Annotated in this window: 19 protein-coding genes and 1 pseudogene; 17 read left to right on the forward strand and 3 right to left on the reverse strand. The window is 60.5% G+C overall.

The genetic code is table 11. The features are described 5' to 3' along the window. Positions 1-103: 103 nt before the first annotated feature. A pseudogene (locus tag NKI08_RS22790) lies at positions 104-492 on the reverse strand (hypothetical protein). A gap of 611 nt (positions 493-1,103) precedes the next feature. Between NKI08_RS22790 and queC the strand changes: the two are divergent. The 3 genes from queC to queE are packed head-to-tail and all read left to right on the forward strand — an operon-like array spanning position 1,104 to position 2,889. Beyond that, a complete protein-coding gene (gene queC, locus NKI08_RS22795) occupies positions 1,104-1,802 on the forward strand; it encodes a 7-cyano-7-deazaguanine synthase QueC (protein WP_031194962.1) in 699 nt (232 codons plus the stop codon). Then, positions 1,802-2,158 (forward strand): 6-carboxytetrahydropterin synthase QueD, encoded by a 357-nt coding sequence (gene queD, locus NKI08_RS22800; RefSeq protein ID WP_023722053.1) that lies wholly within the window; start codon positions 1,802-1,804, stop codon positions 2,156-2,158. The genes queC and queD overlap by 1 nt, the downstream gene beginning before the upstream one ends. Next, complete coding sequence (queE, locus tag NKI08_RS22805) at positions 2,155-2,889, forward strand: 7-carboxy-7-deazaguanine synthase QueE (RefSeq protein ID WP_352453860.1); 735 nt, start codon at positions 2,155-2,157, stop codon at positions 2,887-2,889. Before queD ends, queE begins: the two co-directional genes overlap by 4 nt. A 561-nt stretch (positions 2,890-3,450) precedes the next feature. On the opposite strand, the gene hemN is transcribed toward queE, so the two are convergent. Continuing rightward, positions 3,451-4,800, reverse strand: a complete 1,350-nt coding sequence (gene hemN, locus NKI08_RS22810; RefSeq protein WP_352772269.1) for an oxygen-independent coproporphyrinogen III oxidase — start codon at positions 4,798-4,800, stop codon at positions 3,451-3,453. Between the two features lie 154 nt (positions 4,801-4,954). Here hemN and NKI08_RS22815 point away from each other — a divergent pair, with 154 nt between their 5' ends. The 12 genes from NKI08_RS22815 to NKI08_RS22870 all read left to right on the forward strand — a co-directional run bounded on the left by NKI08_RS22815 (position 4,955) and on the right by NKI08_RS22870 (position 18,121). After that, positions 4,955-5,701 (forward strand): Crp/Fnr family transcriptional regulator, encoded by a 747-nt coding sequence (locus NKI08_RS22815; protein ID WP_352453609.1) that lies wholly within the window; start codon positions 4,955-4,957, stop codon positions 5,699-5,701. A 256-nt stretch (positions 5,702-5,957) separates the two neighbouring features. Then, positions 5,958-6,260: a hypothetical protein gene (locus NKI08_RS22820; RefSeq protein WP_352772271.1), complete on the forward strand. Its 303-nt coding sequence runs from the start codon at positions 5,958-5,960 to the stop codon at positions 6,258-6,260. A 45-nt stretch (positions 6,261-6,305) separates the two neighbouring features. Continuing rightward, on the forward strand, positions 6,306-7,937 hold the full coding sequence (gene ccoN / locus NKI08_RS22825; protein WP_352772274.1) for a cytochrome-c oxidase, cbb3-type subunit I: 1,632 nt from the start codon (positions 6,306-6,308) through the stop codon (positions 7,935-7,937). Then, positions 7,928-8,659, forward strand: coding sequence for a cytochrome-c oxidase, cbb3-type subunit II (gene ccoO / locus NKI08_RS22830; protein WP_352772277.1), 732 nt, complete (start codon positions 7,928-7,930; stop codon positions 8,657-8,659). Before ccoN ends, ccoO begins: the two co-directional genes overlap by 10 nt. A gap of 11 nt (positions 8,660-8,670) precedes the next feature. Next, a complete protein-coding gene (locus NKI08_RS22835; RefSeq protein WP_023679629.1) occupies positions 8,671-8,820 on the forward strand; it encodes a cbb3-type cytochrome c oxidase subunit 3 in 150 nt (49 codons plus the stop codon). A 2-nt stretch (positions 8,821-8,822) separates the two neighbouring features. After that, positions 8,823-9,686 (forward strand): cytochrome-c oxidase, cbb3-type subunit III, encoded by an 864-nt coding sequence (gene ccoP, locus NKI08_RS22840; RefSeq protein ID WP_352772280.1) that lies wholly within the window; start codon positions 8,823-8,825, stop codon positions 9,684-9,686. Between the two features lie 132 nt (positions 9,687-9,818). Then, a complete protein-coding gene (ccoG, locus tag NKI08_RS22845) occupies positions 9,819-11,378 on the forward strand; it encodes a cytochrome c oxidase accessory protein CcoG (protein ID WP_352772282.1) in 1,560 nt (519 codons plus the stop codon). After that, a complete protein-coding gene (locus NKI08_RS22850; protein WP_352772285.1) occupies positions 11,375-11,872 on the forward strand; it encodes a FixH family protein in 498 nt (165 codons plus the stop codon). The genes ccoG and NKI08_RS22850 overlap by 4 nt, the downstream gene beginning before the upstream one ends. Continuing rightward, positions 11,869-14,157 carry a cation-translocating P-type ATPase gene (locus NKI08_RS22855; protein ID WP_352772288.1) on the forward strand — a complete coding sequence of 763 codons (2,289 nt, stop codon included), beginning with the start codon at positions 11,869-11,871 and terminating at the stop codon, positions 14,155-14,157. The genes NKI08_RS22850 and NKI08_RS22855 overlap by 4 nt, the downstream gene beginning before the upstream one ends. After that, positions 14,154-14,306 carry a cbb3-type cytochrome oxidase assembly protein CcoS gene (gene ccoS / locus NKI08_RS22860; protein ID WP_023679633.1) on the forward strand — a complete coding sequence of 51 codons (153 nt, stop codon included), beginning with the start codon at positions 14,154-14,156 and terminating at the stop codon, positions 14,304-14,306. Before NKI08_RS22855 ends, ccoS begins: the two co-directional genes overlap by 4 nt. A gap of 422 nt (positions 14,307-14,728) precedes the next feature. After that, entirely contained in the window at positions 14,729-15,910 is a 1,182-nt protein-coding gene (gene ubiM / locus NKI08_RS22865; protein ID WP_352772445.1) for a 5-demethoxyubiquinol-8 5-hydroxylase UbiM, read from the forward strand. A gap of 303 nt (positions 15,911-16,213) precedes the next feature. Next, a complete protein-coding gene (locus NKI08_RS22870; protein ID WP_352772291.1) occupies positions 16,214-18,121 on the forward strand; it encodes a putative bifunctional diguanylate cyclase/phosphodiesterase in 1,908 nt (635 codons plus the stop codon). A 95-nt stretch (positions 18,122-18,216) separates the two neighbouring features. Here NKI08_RS22870 and NKI08_RS22875 read toward each other — a convergent pair whose 3' ends face one another. Then, the gene (locus tag NKI08_RS22875) at positions 18,217-18,486 is read right to left on the reverse strand and encodes a DNA -binding domain-containing protein (protein ID WP_352643034.1); all 270 of its coding nucleotides are present in this window, start codon (positions 18,484-18,486) and stop codon (positions 18,217-18,219) included. 128 nt (positions 18,487-18,614) lie between these two features. Between NKI08_RS22875 and NKI08_RS22880 the strand changes: the two genes are divergently transcribed. Both NKI08_RS22880 and NKI08_RS22885 read left to right on the forward strand, forming a co-directional pair. Beyond that, complete coding sequence (locus NKI08_RS22880) at positions 18,615-18,866, forward strand: helix-turn-helix domain-containing protein (protein ID WP_023722035.1); 252 nt, start codon at positions 18,615-18,617, stop codon at positions 18,864-18,866. 135 nt (positions 18,867-19,001) lie between these two features. Beyond that, on the forward strand, positions 19,002-19,229 hold the full coding sequence (locus tag NKI08_RS22885; protein WP_352453620.1) for a hypothetical protein: 228 nt from the start codon (positions 19,002-19,004) through the stop codon (positions 19,227-19,229). Positions 19,230-19,350: the final 121 nt, after the last annotated feature.

Raw genomic sequence — 19,350 nt, forward strand, 5'->3', positions numbered from 1 at the left:
CGCTTTGCCGCGATCGCCGCCGCCGTTTTCGAGCACGACAATCATGCCGGCGGTTCGGCAGCGATGCGCATGCAAAAATTCACAGATGCATTCTAGCCAAATGCTAGCTGCCCAGCAAATGTCGGCATTTCGCAAGGCCCCTAGGAAGAGACTGGCATGGCCGTTGGCATCGATCTTGGCCTGCATCGACAGGGGCATGCTGTGCCAGTTCTCCAAGGGCGCAGTGAAATGTGAGAACGTACCGTTGACGATGCAATGGTGGGTAACAAGGCCCTGTCTGTCCAACGCCAGCACCCCGATCTGGTCGCCCTGATATCGGATGGCTGCGACCCGCTGGACCTCCGCGTCACCGTCGACCCGCACGTCGAAAAGCAGGATGCCGCGGCTCCTGGTGGCTACCTCGGCGGCCTTTTCAGCGAAGCTTAAGGAGAGCGAGCGGACGCTTTCGACCGCCAGCTGTAAAACCATCAAATCCAGTTCATCCACTGCCATAAGGTACCTGCGCGCAACAAATGGGTGATAGCAATCGACCACACCGCTTGTTCACAGATGTCGGCTCACGACCGATCATTCAGGGTTTGCCGGACGTCCATTGACCGAGGGCGTGCTCCGGTTCGAACCGATCCTGAAGCGGAATGCGCTGGATGTACGGAACCCGAGGAGCAGGCCAGCCAAAGTTGCCGCGACAATTGATGTCGTGATCATTCCAGACATCTGCATCGGCGTCGCTGAACATCCCACTGGCAATTCCGGTCTTTGCGGCAAGCCCATCCTTGGGCCGTCTTGTACCTGAAACCCTCGCGGTGGCGTCCCTCGAAACTCGGTACCGCCGGGCGCTTGATCGTCGAGAACTTTGTTTACGGAGGTCCGGACCTCCTGCAGATGATATTCTGGTGCGCTCGCCTTTGAGCATTCCGCTGAAGCGTGACGTTTCGCTAGTCCGTGTTCCTTGCAGGCTCACTGCGAGGGGCGCCTTGCACACAGCGGCACGTCAGCGCATGAAACTCGTCCCCCGTTCACTTCACAAAATGGATTTCCTGAAGTACTGGGAGCGCAGAGAAATCTCCGGTCGCAGCCTACCCGGTTAAAACAAGGACCCAAAAATGAAGACTCTCGTCGTCTGCTCCGGCGGATTGGACTCCGTTACCCTTGCTCACAAGGTGGCAGCGGAGCACGAACTCGCCGGCCTCCTATCTTTCGATTACGGCCAACGGCATAGGAAGGAATTGGGCTTCGCCGCCCTTTGCGCGGAGCGACTGAGCGTCCCGCACCGCATCATCGACATCCACGAGATCGGCGGCGGCCTTTCCGGCTCCGCGCTGACCGATAATGTGGACGTGCCCGACGGGCACTACGCCGAAGACACGATGAAGGTCACGGTGGTGCCGAACCGGAACGCCATCATGTTGGCCATTGCCTTCGGCTTCGCCGCAGCGCACGGCGCTGAGGCGGTGGCGACGGCCGTGCATGGTGGGGATCATTTCATTTATCCCGACTGCCGTCCGGCCTTCATCGACGCTTTCCAGATGATGCAGGACCACGCGCTCGACGGCTACGCGGAGATTCGCATTTATGCACCCTATGTGAATCTCACGAAGGCGGACATTGTTAGGAATGGAGCAGCATACGGCACGCCGTTTGCGCAGACCTGGTCCTGCTACAAGGGCGCCGAGCGTCACTGCGGGAGGTGCGGGACCTGCGTCGAGCGGCGCGAGGCGTTTCATCTCTCTGGGCAGCCGGACCCCACCGACTACGAGGACTCCGACTTCTGGCTCGATGCGCTGCGAAGGAGGACCGCGTAATGTTCCGCATCACCAAGGAATTCCACTTCTCAGCCTCGCATCAGCTCACCTCGTTGCCACCCGATCACCAATGCGCGCGCCTGCACGGGCATAACTACATCGTTGAAGTGGAGCTTTCAGCGAATGGACTGAACGACAACGGCTTCGTGCGCGACTATCACGATTTGGCGCCATTCAAACGCTACATCGACGAGAGCTTCGACCACCGACATCTCAACGACGTGCTGGGACATGAGCAAGTCACGGCGGAATATCTGGCCAGACATTTTTATGAATGGTGCAAGGCACGCCTGCGCGAAACCTCGGCCGTGCGGGTGAGCGAAACGCCGAAAACCTGGGCGGAATACCGGCCATGACCGATACGCATCCCGCAATCCGCGTGAGTGAGATTTTCGGGCCGACGATCCAGGGCGAGGGCGTGCTCATCGGTTTGCCGACGGTCTTCGTCAGAACCGGCGGGTGTGACTATCGCTGTTCCTGGTGCGACAGCCTGCATGCGGTGGACAATCAATTCCGCCATGAATGGGAGATGATGTCCATTGGCGCGGTGTGGCAAAACGTGCTTGCGCTTTCCGGTGGCCGCCCGCTGATGGTGTCGCTGTCAGGCGGCAATCCGGCCATCCAGCCGCTCGGCGCGCTCATCGAGCGAGGCCATGGTGAAGGTTACCGTTTTGCGCTGGAAACCCAAGGTTCGGTGGCCAGGGACTGGTTTGCCGACCTCGACGTGCTAGTCCTCAGCCCAAAGCCGCCGTCAAGCCAAATGACGACCGATTGGGCCGCTTTCGAGGCGTGCCTCCAGGCGGCACAAGGCAGGCCGCAAGTCGTGCTCAAGCTCATTGTTTTCGACGAAAGGGACTACGCCTACGCGAAAGACGCCGCTGCGAGATTTCCGCGACTTCCGATCTATCTGCAACCCGGCAATCACACGCCGCCACGCCCCGCAAATGAAGACGCGCCTGTCGACCTTGACGGAATATTGAAGCGCATGGAGTGGCTGGTTGATAGCGTGACCCGCGACAGGTGGTTCGAAGCCCGTGTGCTGCCGCAGCTGCACGTTATGCTCTGGGGTAACAAGAGAGCCGTCTAGCCCTGGGCCCGCTTTTCACTGAAACTGCGCCGGCGGATATTCGGGTGGACGGGTTGTCCCACGCTTGACGGCGCTGCCGGGGTGCTTGCGGACTTTCTGCCACCGGCACCAGGAGCGTGGCCAGCCGCTTACGACTCGGAATGTTGCCGAGGCTCGGTTTCGACGGGCGTCGGCTTGGCGCGAACCAATCAAAGGGTTAGCGCGAGCCACGGGTGGATAGTGTGGTGGTGCGATGCGGCGGCGCCTGCTGCAGCTGGCAGGGTCCTTGCGGATTCTTGTTGCAAGGCCGAAGGGAGCTGTCGGCCGACAACCATGATCTGGCCAGGACGATTGTCGACTGCTTCCGATACAGAAAAGAGGCCGGACTCGACGTGGCGCTTCAGGGACTGCGAAATGGAATACGGCGCCGGAAGGCACGACCGGACGATATCGTCGCTATACCAAGACGCGTCTGGTCCGCTCCGAATCCTGTCTCGACACGACGGTCGCCGATCAACAGTGAAAAATGTAGCGCAATCGGTTCACGATCGACTGAGAACCATGACCGTTCCTCTGCGGTGCTCAGACTGCCGCTGAGTGCCTGGCCGTTCCACTTTCGAAATATTTGTCGAACTTTGCCGCGATGCTCCTGACAAAGGGCCGGCTTTCCGCAGGCACGACGAAGCGGTCACCATCAAGTTCAAGCAACCGCGCAGGATCTTGGAGGGCCGTGGAACTCGCTCGGACGAGAAGTCTTTGGCCGGCTTCGCCAAAGCGCTCCACCAGCTCAATCGCCGAGAAGGCGAAGTCACACATCAATCGCTCGATGATCCAGCCGCGAACACGGTCGTCGTCAGAAAGCGCGATACCCCGAACAGCGGCCAGCCCGCCATGAGCAACCATGCGTCCATACTCGGCGGTCGAAGGCATATTCTGTGCATAGCCCTGGCGAAACTGGCTGATGGACGATGGGCCGAGGCCGATCAATGTCTCGTAGCAGTCCTCGGTGTAGCCTTGGAAGTTCCGGTGCAAAGTCCCGGCGCGGGCCGCAAGCGCCAGCGCATCGCCGGGCTTGGCGAAATGATCGAGCCCGATTGCTTCGTATCCCTGGTCCATGATCGCCCGCGCTGCCAATTGCGATTGGGCAAACCGCTCCGCCGGACCCGGCAACCAGGCCTTGTCGATCATCGTCTGATGTTTCTTGAACCACGGCACATGGGCGTAGCCAAAAAGCGCGATCCGATCCGGTTCCAGGGTCAGTGCCTGTGCAACCGTGGAGGCGACGCTCTCCCTGGTCTGATGCGGCAGGCCGTAGAGCAGATCGAGATTGACGGATTCGACGCCGCGCGAACGAACGCCATCAACAACCGTCTTGGTCTGCAGAAAGGTCTGCTCGCGGTTGATCGCTTTCTGCACCTTCGGGTCGAAATCCTGGACGCCGAGGCTCGCCCTTGTCATGCCGATTTCGGCAAGTGCATCGAGGCGGGCATCGTCCATATCGTTGGGTTCGATCTCAACGCTGATCTTTGCACCGGGGAGAAACGTGAAGCTGTTGCGCAGGACGGTTCCCAGCGCCACGATATTTTCCGGTTTGAGCATCGTCGGCGAACCGCCGCCGAAATGAACCGCGCGAACTCGGCCCTTGCCGGTGACAAGACTGGAGACGGTGGCGATCTCGGCATGCAGTGAACGGAGATATGTGGTCACTGGTTCGTAGTGGCGCGTCTGTTTGGTATGGCACGCGCAGAACCAGCAGAGCCTGTCGCAATAGGGAATATGCAGGTAAAGCGATATCTCGTCACCACCTTCGAGCGCCTCCAACCAGCCTCGGTAAACGACGGCATCGACCCCCGCATGGAAATGCGGCGCGGTCGGATAACTGGTATAGCGCGGGACGTTCTCGCCAAGTCTGGCAGCTAGCTCCAGTCGCATGTCGTGGTCCACCGTGTTTGCGTCGCCGGAACTGTGGATGCTTGGATGAGCCTAAGCCCTGATTTCGATCAGCGTTCAGCACGGACAAACTGCCGCAAGGATTTTTCTACCGTCGATTGCTATCCTGCCCGCACTGGACAAGTAGAGCGATCGAATGACATTACGGCAGGACATTCACAGTTCCGGCATTCCCGTTCTTTGCCTGTCTTGCGAGGCACGGCACCGCGGTGTCTGTGGTGCGCTCGAACCAGACCATTTGGCTCAGCTCGCCAAGACGTCGTCGCGGCACAATATCGAGCCGGGGGTCGAACTGATCGGCGACGCCGAGGCGGTCGACTGTTATTCAAACGTGCTTTCAGGCGTGGTGAAGCTGACGAAGAGCCTTTCGGACGGCCGCCAGCAGATCGTCGGTCTCCAGTTCGCGCCGGATTTTCTGGGACGGCCCTTCAAGATGAAAAGCGCGATCAATGCGGAAGCGGCAACAGCTGTCTCGCTATGCTCGTTTCCGAGAGCGGCCATCGAACGGTTGATGAAGGAATCACCGGAATTTGTGCATCGCCTGTTCAAGCAGGCGCTGAACGAACTCGACGAGGCACGCGAATGGATGGTGACTCTGGGGCGCAAGACCGCACCGGAGAAGGTGGCGAGCTTTCTCCTCATGATCGCCCGGAACATCGATTCCAGTGTTGACCCGGCGGCTAGGTCGGCGTGCTTCGAGCTGCCGATGACGCGTGCCGACATCTCTGATTTCCTTGGAATTACAAACGAGACCGTGAGCCGTCAGCTGACCAGCCTGAGAATGGACGGCGTGATTCGGATCGAGAACAACCGCCGTGTCACCGTGGACAGCATGAGCCGGCTGGAACGGCGCTGCGGCGGCCGAGGCGCAACCGCCCTTTGAATGACACCGAAGCTGCATGGCCTACGTCACTTATTTCGTTCGGGGCAGGGCATGCTCGCGTTGGGCTTAGAAGAAGCCGCATAGCGACAGCCCGCTCTCCATCCGATCGCCTGAGCCAGGTGTGTTTCGGCCAACTCGTCGGCGAAGCATCCATCCTCGAGGTGCTCGACGTGCAACCGGCTGTTCCAGGCAGGATTGCACTCGGCCGAAGTCAATACGCCTCATACGCAGGGGAAAATCGCCGTCTCCCCGAACCATGAATGTCACGAAGGCAGCGCAACGCTGGCGCTGGATGTCCCAAGGCATTGAAACGATCGACGTTCGGCAAGGCATCGGCCTACTTTCCAGCGTCACAGAAGGCGCGCTTCCCCACACGCCCGCGATCGCCTCCATACCCGGCCCGACCGGGGACGCGGGGCCTGTCCATAAGCGTGGCGGCCGGTGCTGCGCTTCCACATTCGATCGCCACAGTCTGATCGCACCGAACTCGATGCTGCTCGAAGCAAAATCGTGCGGCTCTGACATGGATCAGGGCGAGCAGGCCACGGCTGCGCAATAAGGCACTGCGGTTGGCGCCCGCCGGAATTGGAAATCGGGGCTTGCGATGAAATTCGGCACAGAGATCGTCCTTCTAAGCCTGTTTGCGTTTGCGGCCCTGATGGCTGCCGGCTTCGGCGTAGATGAACCTTTTCGCCGGCATATGTGGGTTTTGTTCTTCGCCGTGGCTGGCTTCACTGCGATTCTGTTGCGCAACACGGAGTTCAAGCCGGCAGTTCCGATCGACCCCGCCGCTTACATGGATGGGCCGATCCGCTACGGTGCCATCGCCACCGTATTCTGGGGCGTCGTCGGCATGCTGGTCGGCGTGGTCATCGCCCTGCAGCTCGCCTACCCCGATCTCAACATCCAGCCCTGGTTCAATTTCGGCCGACTGCGGCCTTTGCATACTTCCGGCGTGGTTTTTGCCTTCGGCGGCAATGCACTCATCTGCACGTCACTTTATGTCGTGCAGCGGACCTGTCGTGCCAGGCTGTTCGGCGGCGATCTCGCCTGGTTCGTGTTCTGGGGCTATCAGCTGTTCATCGTCATGGCGGCAACCGGCTACCTGCTCGGTATCACCGAGAGCCGCGAATACGCCGAGCCCGAATGGTATGTGGACCTGTGGCTGACCATTGTATGGGTCGCCTACCTCGCCCTGTTCCTCGGCACGATCCTGAAGCGCAGGGAACCGCACATCTACGTCGCCAACTGGTTCTATCTGTCCTTCATCGTGACGATCGCGATGTTGCATGTGATCAATAACCTATCGATGCCCGTGTCGTTCGTGGGTTCAAAGAGCTATTCAGCGTTTTCCGGTGTCCAGGATGCCTTGACGCAGTGGTGGTACGGCCACAATGCCGTCGGCTTCTTCCTCACCGCCGGCTTCCTCGGGATGATGTATTATTTCGTGCCCAAGCAGGCCAACCGACCGGTCTATTCCTACCGGCTGTCGATCATCCACTTCTGGGCTTTGATCTTTCTCTACATCTGGGCCGGTCCGCACCACCTCCACTACACCGCCCTGCCGGACTGGGCCCAGACGCTCGGCATGGTGTTCTCGATCATGCTGTGGATGCCGTCATGGGGCGGCATGATAAACGGCCTGATGACGCTCTCGGGCGCCTGGGACAAGCTGCGCACCGACCCGATCATCCGTATGATGGTCATGGCCATCGCCTTCTACGGAATGTCGACTTTCGAAGGCCCGATGATGTCAATCAAGGCCGTCAACTCGCTCTCGCACTACACCGACTGGACCATCGGTCACGTCCATTCGGGCGCGCTCGGATGGGTTGGCATGATCTCGTTCGGCGCGATTTATTTCATGGTCCCGAAATTATGGAACCGCGACCGGCTTTATTCGCTGCGGCTCGTCAACTGGCACTTCTGGCTGGCGACGCTTGGGATCGTCGTCTACGCCGCTGTCATGTGGGTGTCCGGCATCATGCAGGGCTTGATGTGGCGCGAATACAACGAGCAGGGCTTCCTGGTCTACTCCTTCGCCGAAACCGTCGCCGCCATGCATCCCTACTACATCATGCGTGCCATCGGCGGCGCGATGTATCTGTCGGGCGCCCTCATCATGGCCTGGAACATCGCCATGACCATCCTCGGCTACCGGCGCGAGGAGGATCCGATGCCGCGCTCCATCCCCGCCCTCCAGCCTGTGCGATCAGGAGCCAGAAAATGGGCTTGATGGACAGACACGCGGTCATCGAGAAGAACGCCACACTTCTTCTCCTCGGGTCCCTGCTGGTCGTAACAATCGGCGGTATCGTCGAGATCGCGCCGCTCTTCTATCTCGACAACACCATCGAGATGGTCGAAGGCATGCGGCCCTATTCGCCGCTCGAGCTTGCCGGGCGCAACATCTATGCGCGAGAGGGCTGTTACCTCTGCCACAGCCAGATGATAAGGCCGTTCCGCGACGAGGTCGAGCGCTACGGCCACTATAGCCTGGCGGCCGAGTCGATGTACGACCACCCGTTCCAGTGGGGCTCGAAGCGCACCGGGCCGGATCTCGCCCGGGTCGGCGACCGCTACTCGAACGGATGGCACGTCCAGCATCTCACCGAGCCGCGTTCGGTGGTGCCGGAATCAATCATGCCGAGCTATGCCTTCCTGAAGGACATGCCAATCGAGGTGAAGGATTTCTCGACGCATCTGATCGCCAACAGCCGTGTCGGTGTGCCCTATTCAGACGACATGATCGCTCATGCCAATGCCGATCTCATGGCGCAAGCCGATGCGAATGCCGACACATCGGGCCTGGAGAGACGCTATCCGAAGGCCAAGCTTGGGGACTTCGACGGCGATCCGCAGCAGGTCACCGAAATGGATGCGCTGGTCGCCTATTTGCAGATGCTCGGCACGCTGGTCGATTTCAGGACCTATGACGAAGCCGCCGGTTACCGCTGAGGAGAATGGCGATGACCTACAATTTCATGCGGGAGTTTGCCGACAGCTGGGGCCTGCTTGCCATGGCGCTTTTCTTCCTCGGATGCGTTGCCTTTGCACTTCGTCCCGGCAGCCGAAGGCAAGCCGAGAGAGCCGCTCACATTCCTCTCAAGGACGACTGATCATGGGCAGCGAGCATATCGACGAGGTTTCGGGTATCTCGACGACCGGCCATGAGTGGGACGGCATCAAGGAACTCAACAACCCGCTTCCGCGCTGGTGGGTCATTACCTTCTACATCACCATTGTCTGGGCGATCGGATACACCATCGCCTATCCGGCATGGCCGATGCTGACTTCCGCGACCAGGGGTGTGCTGGGGTATTCGAGCCGCAAAGACGTCAAGAATGAACTGGCGGCGGCCGAAGTGGCCAAAGGCAAATATGTCGCTGCCATTCAGGCGAAGACCGTCTCCGAGATTACTGCCGACGATACGCTACGCGACTTCGCCGTCGCCGCAGGTGGCGCCGCGTTCAAGGTCAATTGCGTGCAGTGCCATGGCTCGGGCGCTCAAGGGTCCAAGGGGTTTCCCAACCTAAACGACGACGATTGGCTGTGGGGTGGCAACGCCGAACAGATCCAGCAGACGATTGCGCACGGCATCCGCTTCGCATCAGACCCGGATACGCGCCTGTCGGAAATGCCTGCTTTTGGGGACATCATCACGACGGATCAGATCAAGCAGGTCGGCGCCTATGTCGCAAGTCTCTCCGATCCTGTTCAGGACACAAGCCTGATCGAACCCGGCGCCAATATCTTCGCCGAGAATTGTGCCGCCTGTCATGGTGAGAATGCAAAGGGCAACAGGGAGCTCGGCGCACCCGACCTGACCGACGAGATCTGGCTATACGGGTCTGGCGAAACAGCCATCGCCGCGCAGGTCCGCGCCCCGAGGCATGGCGTCATGCCGGCCTGGATCGGGCGTCTCGGCGAGATCAAGGTCAAGGAACTCGCGGTCTATGTCCATTCGCTTGGCGGCGGAGAATAGGAACGCAAGCCTATTCTCGTCCTCCCCCCAACCGCCAAGCGACGAGGCCCGGCGCGAGCCGGGCCTCGGCATCATCCAGAAACCGATGGGTCGGGCTTCCGGCGAAATCGTCGCTGGTGACTGGAGCTTCTCGTGCTCGATAACACGCAAATAGAACGGCTCGAAGCCGATGCGGTCAACTCCGCCAAGACCCGTCAGCCGCTCTATGCCGGACGCAAGAAGATCTTCCCGAACCGGGCTTCTGGCAGTTTCCGCCGCTTCAAGTGGTCGGTGATGGCAATCACGCTGGGGATCTACTACCTGACCCCCTGGCTGCGGTGGGATCGCGGGCCATTTGCCCCTGACCAGGCCGTGCTGGTCGATCTTGCCAACCGCCGCTTCTACTTCTTCTTCATCGAGATATGGCCGCAGGAATTCTACTACGTCGCCGGCCTGCTGGTCATGGCCGGTGTCGGCCTTTTCCTGATCACATCCACCGTCGGCCGGGCCTGGTGCGGCTATACGTGCCCGCAGACCGTGTGGGTCGATCTGTTTCTGGTCGTCGAGCGAGCCATCGAGGGCGACCGCAACGCGCGCATCAAGCTCGATGCCGGTCCCTGGACTGCGCGCAAACTCGTGCTGCGAACATCGAAACACGCCATTTGGCTGGTCATAGGGGTGCTGACCGGCGGCGCCTGGATTTTCTATTTCGCCGATGCGCCGATGCTGCTTGGGGAACTCTTCACCGGCACCGCCGCCCCCGTCGCCTACATCACCGCCGCCGTGCTGACGGCGACGACCTATACGTTCGGCGGGCTGATGCGCGAGCAGGTCTGCACCTACATGTGCCCATGGCCGCGCATCCAGGCGGCCATGCTCGACGAGAATTCCCTCACCGTCACCTATAATGACTGGCGCGGCGAACCGCGCTCGCGTCACGCCAAGAGGGTCCTTGCCGCCGGGCAGCCCGTCGGCGACTGCGTCGACTGCAATGCCTGTGTCGCGGTGTGCCCGATGGGGATCGACATTCGTGATGGCCAGCAGCTTGAATGCATCACCTGCGCGCTCTGCATCGATACCTGTGACGGTATCATGGACAAGCTCGGCAGGGAGCGCGGACTGATTTCCTATGCGACGCTGGCCGACTACAACGCCAATGTGATGCTGGCGACCCCGGGCGGCTCCGGTTCAGTCAACCCGTCACTGGTCAGGAGCGCTGACGGCCTGTTCTCCGACAAGGTGGCCCGTTTCCATATTCGCAAGATCTTTCGCCCGCGCACCTTCATCTACATGGGCGTCTGGTCGGCGGTCGGTCTCGCGCTGCTCTATTCGCTGCTGACCCGCGAACGGCTCGAATTGAATGTCCTGCACGATCGCAACCCGCAGTTCGTGACGCTGTCCGACGGTTCGATCCGCAACGGCTACACCGTCAAGCTGCTCAACATGATCCCCGAACCAAGAACGATCATTGTCACGATGCAGGGCCTGCATGGAGCCGAAATAAGCGTTGTCGGCATCGACCTGCCGGCGGATCGCTCCTTCGCCGTCCCGGTCGAACCCGACCGGCTGAAGATGCTCAAGGTTTTCGTGCGTCAGCCGGCAGATCAGGTTCGGGGTGCAGCGCAAAGCTTCAAGTTCCGGGTCGAAAACAAGGCAACGTTCGAGTCGGACGAATATACGGCCACTTTCAACGCACCGGAGAGCGCCAGATGAGCGACACCTCGCGACAATCCCGCGAATTCACCGGCAGGCATATGCTGTTCACCATCCTTGGCTTCTTCGGCGTGGTCATAGCGGTCAATCTGACGATGGCGACGCTCGCCAACACGAGCTGGACCGGCCTTGTCGTCGAAAACACCTATGTGGCGAGCCAGCAATTCAACAAAAAGGCCAAGCAAGGGCGAGCTCAGGCGGCCCTCGGCTGGACTGGCAAACTGACCATCGCAGGCGGTGAGGTCCGCTTCAGCCTCACCGATGCTGTCGGCAAGCCGGTTGCCTTGCATGGCGTCAAGGTGCTGTTCCGTCATCCCGCCTACGAGGCCGAGGACAAATCCGTCACTCTTGAGGCTGCCTCCGGTCAGATATTCGCCGCGCACCACACGCCCAAGGATGGCCTCTGGATCGTCGAAATCGACGCCGATGCGAGCCTTGCGGAACCCTATCGCGACGTTCGCCGGATCATGATTTCCCACGGGGCGCTGCAATGAGCTGCTGCGCGCCAGGCGCCCAAATGGCATTGGACCTGGAAAAGGTCACACTGGTCCTGCCTTCTGGCCAGGAAATCAGACTGGCGAGCCGCTCGATTGGCGAAAATCTTCGCCAGACCGACCTCTCGGTGCCGGCTGTGCATTGTGCCGCCTGCATCCAGACGATCGAGACGGCGATCGGCAAGCTAGATCGCGTCGAAGGCGCTCGTGTCAATCTTTCGACGAAACGTGTTTCGGTCCGGTGGCGCGGCGAGGAGGTTCCGCCATTCGTCGCCACACTTGGACGGCTGGGCTATGGCGCGCACCTGTTCGATCCCGAGGCTGACGGGAAGGACAAGACGCTCTCGGAACTGATCCGCGCCGTCGCGGTCGCCGGCTTTGCGGCGGGCAACATCATGCTGCTATCAGTCTCCGTCTGGTCCGGCGCGCAAGGCGCGACCCGCGACCTGTTCCATTGGGTCTCGGCCTTGATTGCCATTCCTGTGCTCGCTTTCGCCGGCGGCATCTATTTTCGCTCGGCCTGGAATGCGCTGCGCCACAGCCGCATGAACATGGACGTGCCGATCGCGGTCGGGGTATCGCTCGCTTACGCCATGAGCCTCTACGAGACGATCAACCATGGCGACCATGCTTATTTCGACGCGTCGGTGTCGCTGCTGTTCTTTCTGCTGATCGGCCGCACGCTGGATCACGTGATGCGGGAACGGGCACGGACGGCCGTAAACGGACTGGCTCGGCTGGCGGCGCGCGGCGCCATGGTGCTGCGCGAGGATGGTTCGCGCGACTACTTGCCGGTTGGCGAGATCGAACCAGGAATGGAGCTCTTGATTGCGGCTGGCGAGAGGGTGCCCATCGACGGCAGGATCATTGGCGGGGCATCGGATCTCGACTGTTCCCTGGTTTCCGGGGAAAGCACGCCCAGAACGGTGGGCCCGGGGGCGCAGGTCCAGGCCGGTACACTCAATCTCACCGGTCCGCTGACCATCGAGGCGACGGCCGCCGCGAAGGATTCATTCCTGGCCGAAATCGTTCGGCTGATGGAAGCGGCAGAGGGCGGCCGCGCCCGCCATCGCAGGATCGCCGATCGCGTCTCCGCGCTCTATGCCCCCGTGGTCCACCTCACCGCCTTTGCGACGTTCCTCGGCTGGATGGCGGCGACCGGCGACTGGCACCGGGCGATAACCATCGCCATCGCCGTTTTGATCATCACATGCCCGTGCGCGCTCGGTCTCTCCGTGCCGATCGTACAGGTGGTCGCTGCGCGCCGGCTGTTCGAAAGCGGCGTCATGGTCAAGGACGGCTCCGCCATGGAGCGCCTGGCGGGGATCGACACGGCATTGTTCGACAAAACCGGCACGCTTACGCTCGGACTGCCAAGGCTGATCAATGCGCCGTCCATCGATCCGATTATGCTCGCCATGGCGGCCGAGATGGCAGCGCATTCCCGCCATCCCTTTTCGAAGGCAATCGCTGGCCATGCAGCCTTTGCCGGCCAGCCGAAACTCGCGTCCGTCAGCGAGCATCCGGGCTTCGGCATCGAAGCCATCGCCGAGGGCAGTACCTGGCGGCTGGGTCGCCGCGGATGGGCTGAGTGGAAAGCCCGGACCGGCGGCGAAGGCAAACAAGGCTATGGCGGAACCGTTCTGACGAAGGACGGGGTCATTGTCGCGACTTTCGATTTCGAGGATGAGCTGCGTGCCGATGCCAAGGCGGCCATCGAGCAACTGAACGGCGCCGGCGTGTCGGTGGAGATGCTGTCGGGCGACACAGAAGCTGCCTGCGGCGAGGTCGCGGAAGCACTGGGCGTCGAGCGCTTCCTTCCCGCGCTGCTTCCCTCCGGGAAGGTCGAACACATCGAAGCATTGACGCGAACTGGCCACAAGGTGCTGATGGTCGGTGATGGGCTCAACGACACGCCTGCATTGGGTGCCGCACACGTTTCGATCGCTCCGGCCACGGCGGCGGATATCGGTCGCAACGCCGCGGATTTCGTGTTCCTGCGTAAAAGTCTTCTGGCGGTCCCACTTGCTTTAGACATTTCGCGGAAGGCCGGACGGCTGATCCGGCAGAACATCGCCATCGCGATCGTTTACAATGGCATCGCCGTGCCGGTCGCCATTCTGGGGCACGTTACGCCACTGATCGCGGCGGTCGCGATGTCCGCCTCGTCCCTCCTGGTCATCGGCAATGCGCTACGCTTGCAAGGTTTCGTGTCAAATGCATCGGTGCAAGATGCCCGACATGACAGGCACTCCGACATTGGCGCACTGGCACAATCCTCATGACGACGCTCGCCTACCTCATACCTGTGGCCCTGTTCCTCGGAGCGCTTGGGCTGGCCGGGTTCCTGTGGGCCTTGAGGAGCGGCCAATATGAAGATCTCGATGGCGCCGCCGAGCGGATCCTGATCGACCGCGACGAGCCGCGCAGTTGACCCAGCCAGCCCTGCGACGTCTCGCTCGAATATTTTCCGCGGTTGCTTCGCGTCATGCCGATTTCGGCGCGCGACGGGTGCGAACGGATCAGCCAGAATACGTTGCCGAACTTTCGGCCAGGAAAGGGCCGCACCGAACGGGAAGCCGGCCATTCCATGATGACCTGACCAGATCATGGTGTGGCGGTCGACCAGTCGACCGTGAACCCGCCGTTGCCGCGTTTATCGAGCCTGGTTGATCCACATCAGGGTTATCTCTTCATAGGCATGGTTTATTGAGCATTTTTGAACGGAGAACGGATGTCTAACGGACGGTTAGGTCGCGTGGAGACGCTTGGGGAGATGAGCCGCAAACCGTGGATCGATTGCGATGCGTTCCAGTGCCCTTCGTCGCAGATAGCCGACGCAATGGCGGCACGCTGATGGCCGGCTCTGTCGATAGATTCGACGTTATTGTCGTCGGAGCCGGGCCGGTCGGACTTTCCTTCGCCGCGTCGCTTGCCCAGAGCCGACTCAACGTGGCAGTGGTTGAACGGCAGTCGCTCGAAAGCCTGGCGAATCCGGCTTTCGACGGTCGCGAGATCGCGCTGACCCACGCATCGGTTGGAATCCTTCGCGAGCTCGGCGCCTGGGATGCCATCCCCGCTTCGGACAAATCACCGCTACAAGGCGCGCGCGTGCTCAACGGATCGAGCCCTTTCGCCCTGAGCTTCGATTCTCCCAGCGGATCTGGGGAACCACTCGGAATTCTGGTCCCAAATTGTCGGATCCGCGACGCCCTGTTCAAGCTTGTCCACTTCCAGGATCATGCCCAGCTGCTGTGCGGCCGCTCGGTCGTCAATGCAACAACCAGCCACAAAGAAGCAGTCATAACGCTCTCTGATGGCAGGCAATTGGCCGCTCGGCTGCTCGTTGCAGCGGATTCGCGTTTGTCCGCGACGCGCGACCTGCTCGGCATTGGCGCCGACATCAATCGGCTTGGCAACTCCATGCTGATTTGCCGAGTGAGGCACGAGCGCGCCCATCACCAGATCGCGGTCGAATGGTTCGATCACCATCAGACGATAGCGATGTTGCCGCTCATGGAAGGCGTGTCGTCGCTGCTTCTCACTTTGCGCTCAAGCGAGGCCGACAGACTGCTTGCTCTCGACGACGATTTGTTCCTCATGGAATCGACGAGCCGGTGTCGAGGACGCTTCGGAGAGATGACCTTGGCAAGCACCCGCCATGCCTATCCGCTGGTCACGACCTGGGCGCACAAGTTCTGGGCTCCGAGTGCGGCACTGATCGGCGATGCTGCCCTCGGCATGCACCCGGTGACCGCGCATGGCTTCAACATCGGCCTCAGTGGCCAGAAGCAACTCGCCGATAGAATCCTGGCGGCATGTCGCGAGCGCCGCGACATTGCTGATCCCGACATACTCGGCAGATACGAAAGCCGGCTGCGTCTGTCGGCGGCACCGCTCTATCATGCTACGAATGCACTTGTCGCTCTCTACTCAGGCGAGCACCCGGCGGCACGGCTTGCAAGACATGCAGGGCTTCGCTTTGCCCAATATCTTCCCTTTATCCGCCATGGCATTTCGGCCATGCTCAGGCGGTGAATCGCAGGCAGCGCTGCCGCTCTGGAACGCTATCTCGGCCCGGCTTCCTTTTGTCTCGCCGGGCGCGTTGATACCGTTGGCAGGGCTGCTTCCATGGTGACGTTGCCGATCCTGGGATGATTCGGATCAAGGCACGCGTGCGGGCAAGAGCTCGATGGTCAGACGGCAAGGCCAAGAGGCAGACGTGCGCCCCGAAGACATGGTGAGCACACTGGTTATCCCCGCTGGATAGTTAACCCGTCCTTCAGTGGGCCTGCGTAGGCTTGTCCTCGCGAACAACGATGGGAGCAAGCTGGTCCGTCCATGGCCCCGAAGAATGAAGACACGCTGGAGGCCAAAATCCGTCAGGATCAGCTTGCTGACCTGAGGGCCGGCCTCTTCGTGTCGATGCCGATAAGCGCTATCCTGTCAGGCCTGATTTGGGCGGTGCACGCCCTTTCTGGCAGCGGCTTTGCCCCTGCAATCTGGTTCCTGGTCGTCAATGCGATAAATGCCGCCCGCCTTGCACTCGCGCGTTATCAGCTAAAGGAAACGGGGCGCCATGACGGATTAGTGGGGGTTTTGCCGCGGCTTCGCTGGTTTGGCATCCTTGCTCTTCTGGCAGGGTTTGCCTGGTCCTTCCTGGCCGTCCTGACTGTTGGATACACGACACCTCAAGCACCGCTGCATCTGGTCATTCTGGCGGGCATTTCAGCTGGTGCGGTTACATACGGCAGTTCGTATGCCGCGGCGGCGATCAACTTCATCACACCTCCGCTCCTCATCACGGTGGGTTGCCTTTTGGCGAAAGGCAATTTTGAAGACTACATTCTGGCTTTTACCGTTCTGCTCTTCATGGGCGGCTTGGTTCGAGCTTCGTTTGTTGGGCAAGCACGGTTCCGCGAAGCGAGCCGCCTGAGGCATGAGGCCGAGCGGCTTGCGGCGGAGATGAAGGCCAGTTCCAGGCAGGACCACCTGACGGCCCTTCTCAACAGGCGTGGCCTCGAAGACGCTATCGGACGGTTCGAGACCGCGGATGGCCCCTTCGTGGCAATGCTGGTTGACCTGGACGGGTTCAAATCCGTCAACGATACCTACGGTCACAGGACCGGTGATGAACTGCTTGTCAGGATCGCCCGCCGCATAGAGGAGGAAGCACCGGAAGGCTCAACGCTCGCTCGTATCGGCGGCGATGAATTCGTGCTGTTTTTTCCCTCAACGAGGGTTTCGCTTTCTGCCAGTGATCTCGCCTCCAATATCATAGCCAAAATTGCCCGCCCCTATATCGAGGTCGCGTCCGTCCGGGTCGGGGCATCAATAGGAATATACCTGGCGGAAAGCCCGGGCCTGACCCAAATGTTGTTGCGGGCGGATATCGCCCTTTATACGGCCAAGCGTCGTGGCAGGAACGAATTTTGCCTGTTCGATGCCGAACTCGACAGGGAACTGCAACGCCGCCAGTCCGTCGAACGGGACCTTCATTCGGCGATAAAGACGAGAAGCTTGCAACCTTGGTTCCAGCCGATCGTGAAACTCGACACCGAGGCCGTGGTCGGTTTTGAAGCCTTGCTGAGGTGGTCCCATCCGACTCATGGTGCCATCTCTCCACCCGAAATCATCACAGCTGCACGCGAAACCGGTATGCTTCAGCTGCTGACGCAAACCGTATTCGCCGACTGTTGTGCTTTTATCGACGGCTTGGTGAAAGCTGACTGTCGTGATCTCCGTGTGGCGATGAATGTTTCGCCGCGCGAACTGGAAGCCGGCGATATCGACGACATGGTTCTGGATGGTCTGGCGGCAAGAGGTCTGCCTGCAACAATGTTCGAGATCGAGATTACCGAAGAATCCCCGGTGGACCCGGACAGAGTGGATGAAAAGCTCGGACGGCTTTCACATGCCGGCATTTCCATCGCGCTCGATGACTTCGGCACCGGCTTTTCTACGTTGGCATCGCTCAAGGACAGTCGGATACGCAAGGTGAAAATAGACCAGGGCTTCATTCGCGGCTTGGCCAAGTCCCGAGAGGACCGACTGCTTGTCAAATCGGTCATCGATCTCGGTAACATGCTCGGGATCGAGGTCATGGCCGAGGGCGTCGAAACGGAGGCGGATCGGCAAACCCTGCACAAGCTTGGCTGCCGAACCGCTCAAGGCTTCCTGTTCTCCAAGGCTGTGCCTCTGAGCCAAGCACTGGAAATGGCAGTCAAACAGCACGCGAACCAGTTGTGACCGCTCCCGCCGCGCCGTCTCTCGCGGCCGTGCGCTCATGAGTGGCGGGTATCTGAACTTCCTTGTTTGAAGAGCATGATAATCCGTGCTGTGCGTCAGCCGGCGAACAGTTCCTTGTAGCCGGTCGTCACCATCCAGTTCGCCCGGTCGATATGGCTGCGAAGAGCCTTGCGGGCGCGGACCGGTTCAAGGGCCGGGTCGATGCCGAGAATGAGATCGGCCATTTCCTCTTCGCTGGCATTGTCGGCGCAGGCATCCAAAATCTTCAGATAGATCGTGAAATGCTGCCTGTCGTAGGCCGTCAGGCTCTCCGACCAGGGGACTTCGTCGCACAGAGTTGAGTTTCGAGTCTCATCTGTTCCCATTGATCGATTCATGCCTGTTGCGAGCCTCGGCTGTTGAGCGCTGGATGCAACGCAGCATATCCCAAAATGGGATAATCCGAAACCGGGATTAGTCGCTGATCCGGTCTTTACCCGACCGGTTCGCCTACATGCCCAAATCTCTTCGCTCGCCCCGCCACCAGCGGTTTCTGGCCCAGCTGGTTTCCCTGCGCAAGGCCAAAGGCCTGACTCAGGCGCAGGTGGCCGAGAAGCTTGATCGTCCCCAATCCTTCGTGGCCAAGTACGAGGGTGGAGAGCGGCGTCTCGACGTCATCGAGTTTCTCGACTTAACTGCGGCGCTTGACGCTGATCCGTGCGAGATTCTGTCCAGCCTGCGGGCTAACGGGCGCCTGCGCGTCTAACGGCTCGCGCCGGTACCGTGAACCGAGCGTGCTTTTCTTCGGCAAGCTGCCATTCCGCTGCGGGTGGGTCTTTACCAACCCATGCCGATATAGGATGATAATCCTAGGTTGGGCGATTCCTCAACGGAGATCGCAATGGCTAGGACCAAACTTTCCAAGCAGCTTTCACAGGCTGAAATCGAGCGCTTTCTCGCGGAGGCGGAACGGCTGCACCAGAGCATCGTCCAGCCGCTTCTATCACCTACCAGCAACCATTACCGGGCTCTCCAACGCACCCATGAAGCGCTGTTGAAGACGGTGAAGGATATCACCGGTAAGGATGCGCCGTTCATTCAATGGTTCGGAACAGGACCGGTGAATTAGACCAGACTTATAGACTCCAGGCTGCAAACGTCGCATTCTCTCTTCGGGGAGAAGGGGCGTGGGCAACCATCGCTATCAAGACAATCGGTACAACCGTCGCAGGTATGGCGAGCGCCATCGT

It is taken from the genome of Mesorhizobium sp. M0768 (genome assembly GCF_040320195.1).
Lineage (GTDB): Bacteria > Pseudomonadota > Alphaproteobacteria > Rhizobiales > Rhizobiaceae > Mesorhizobium.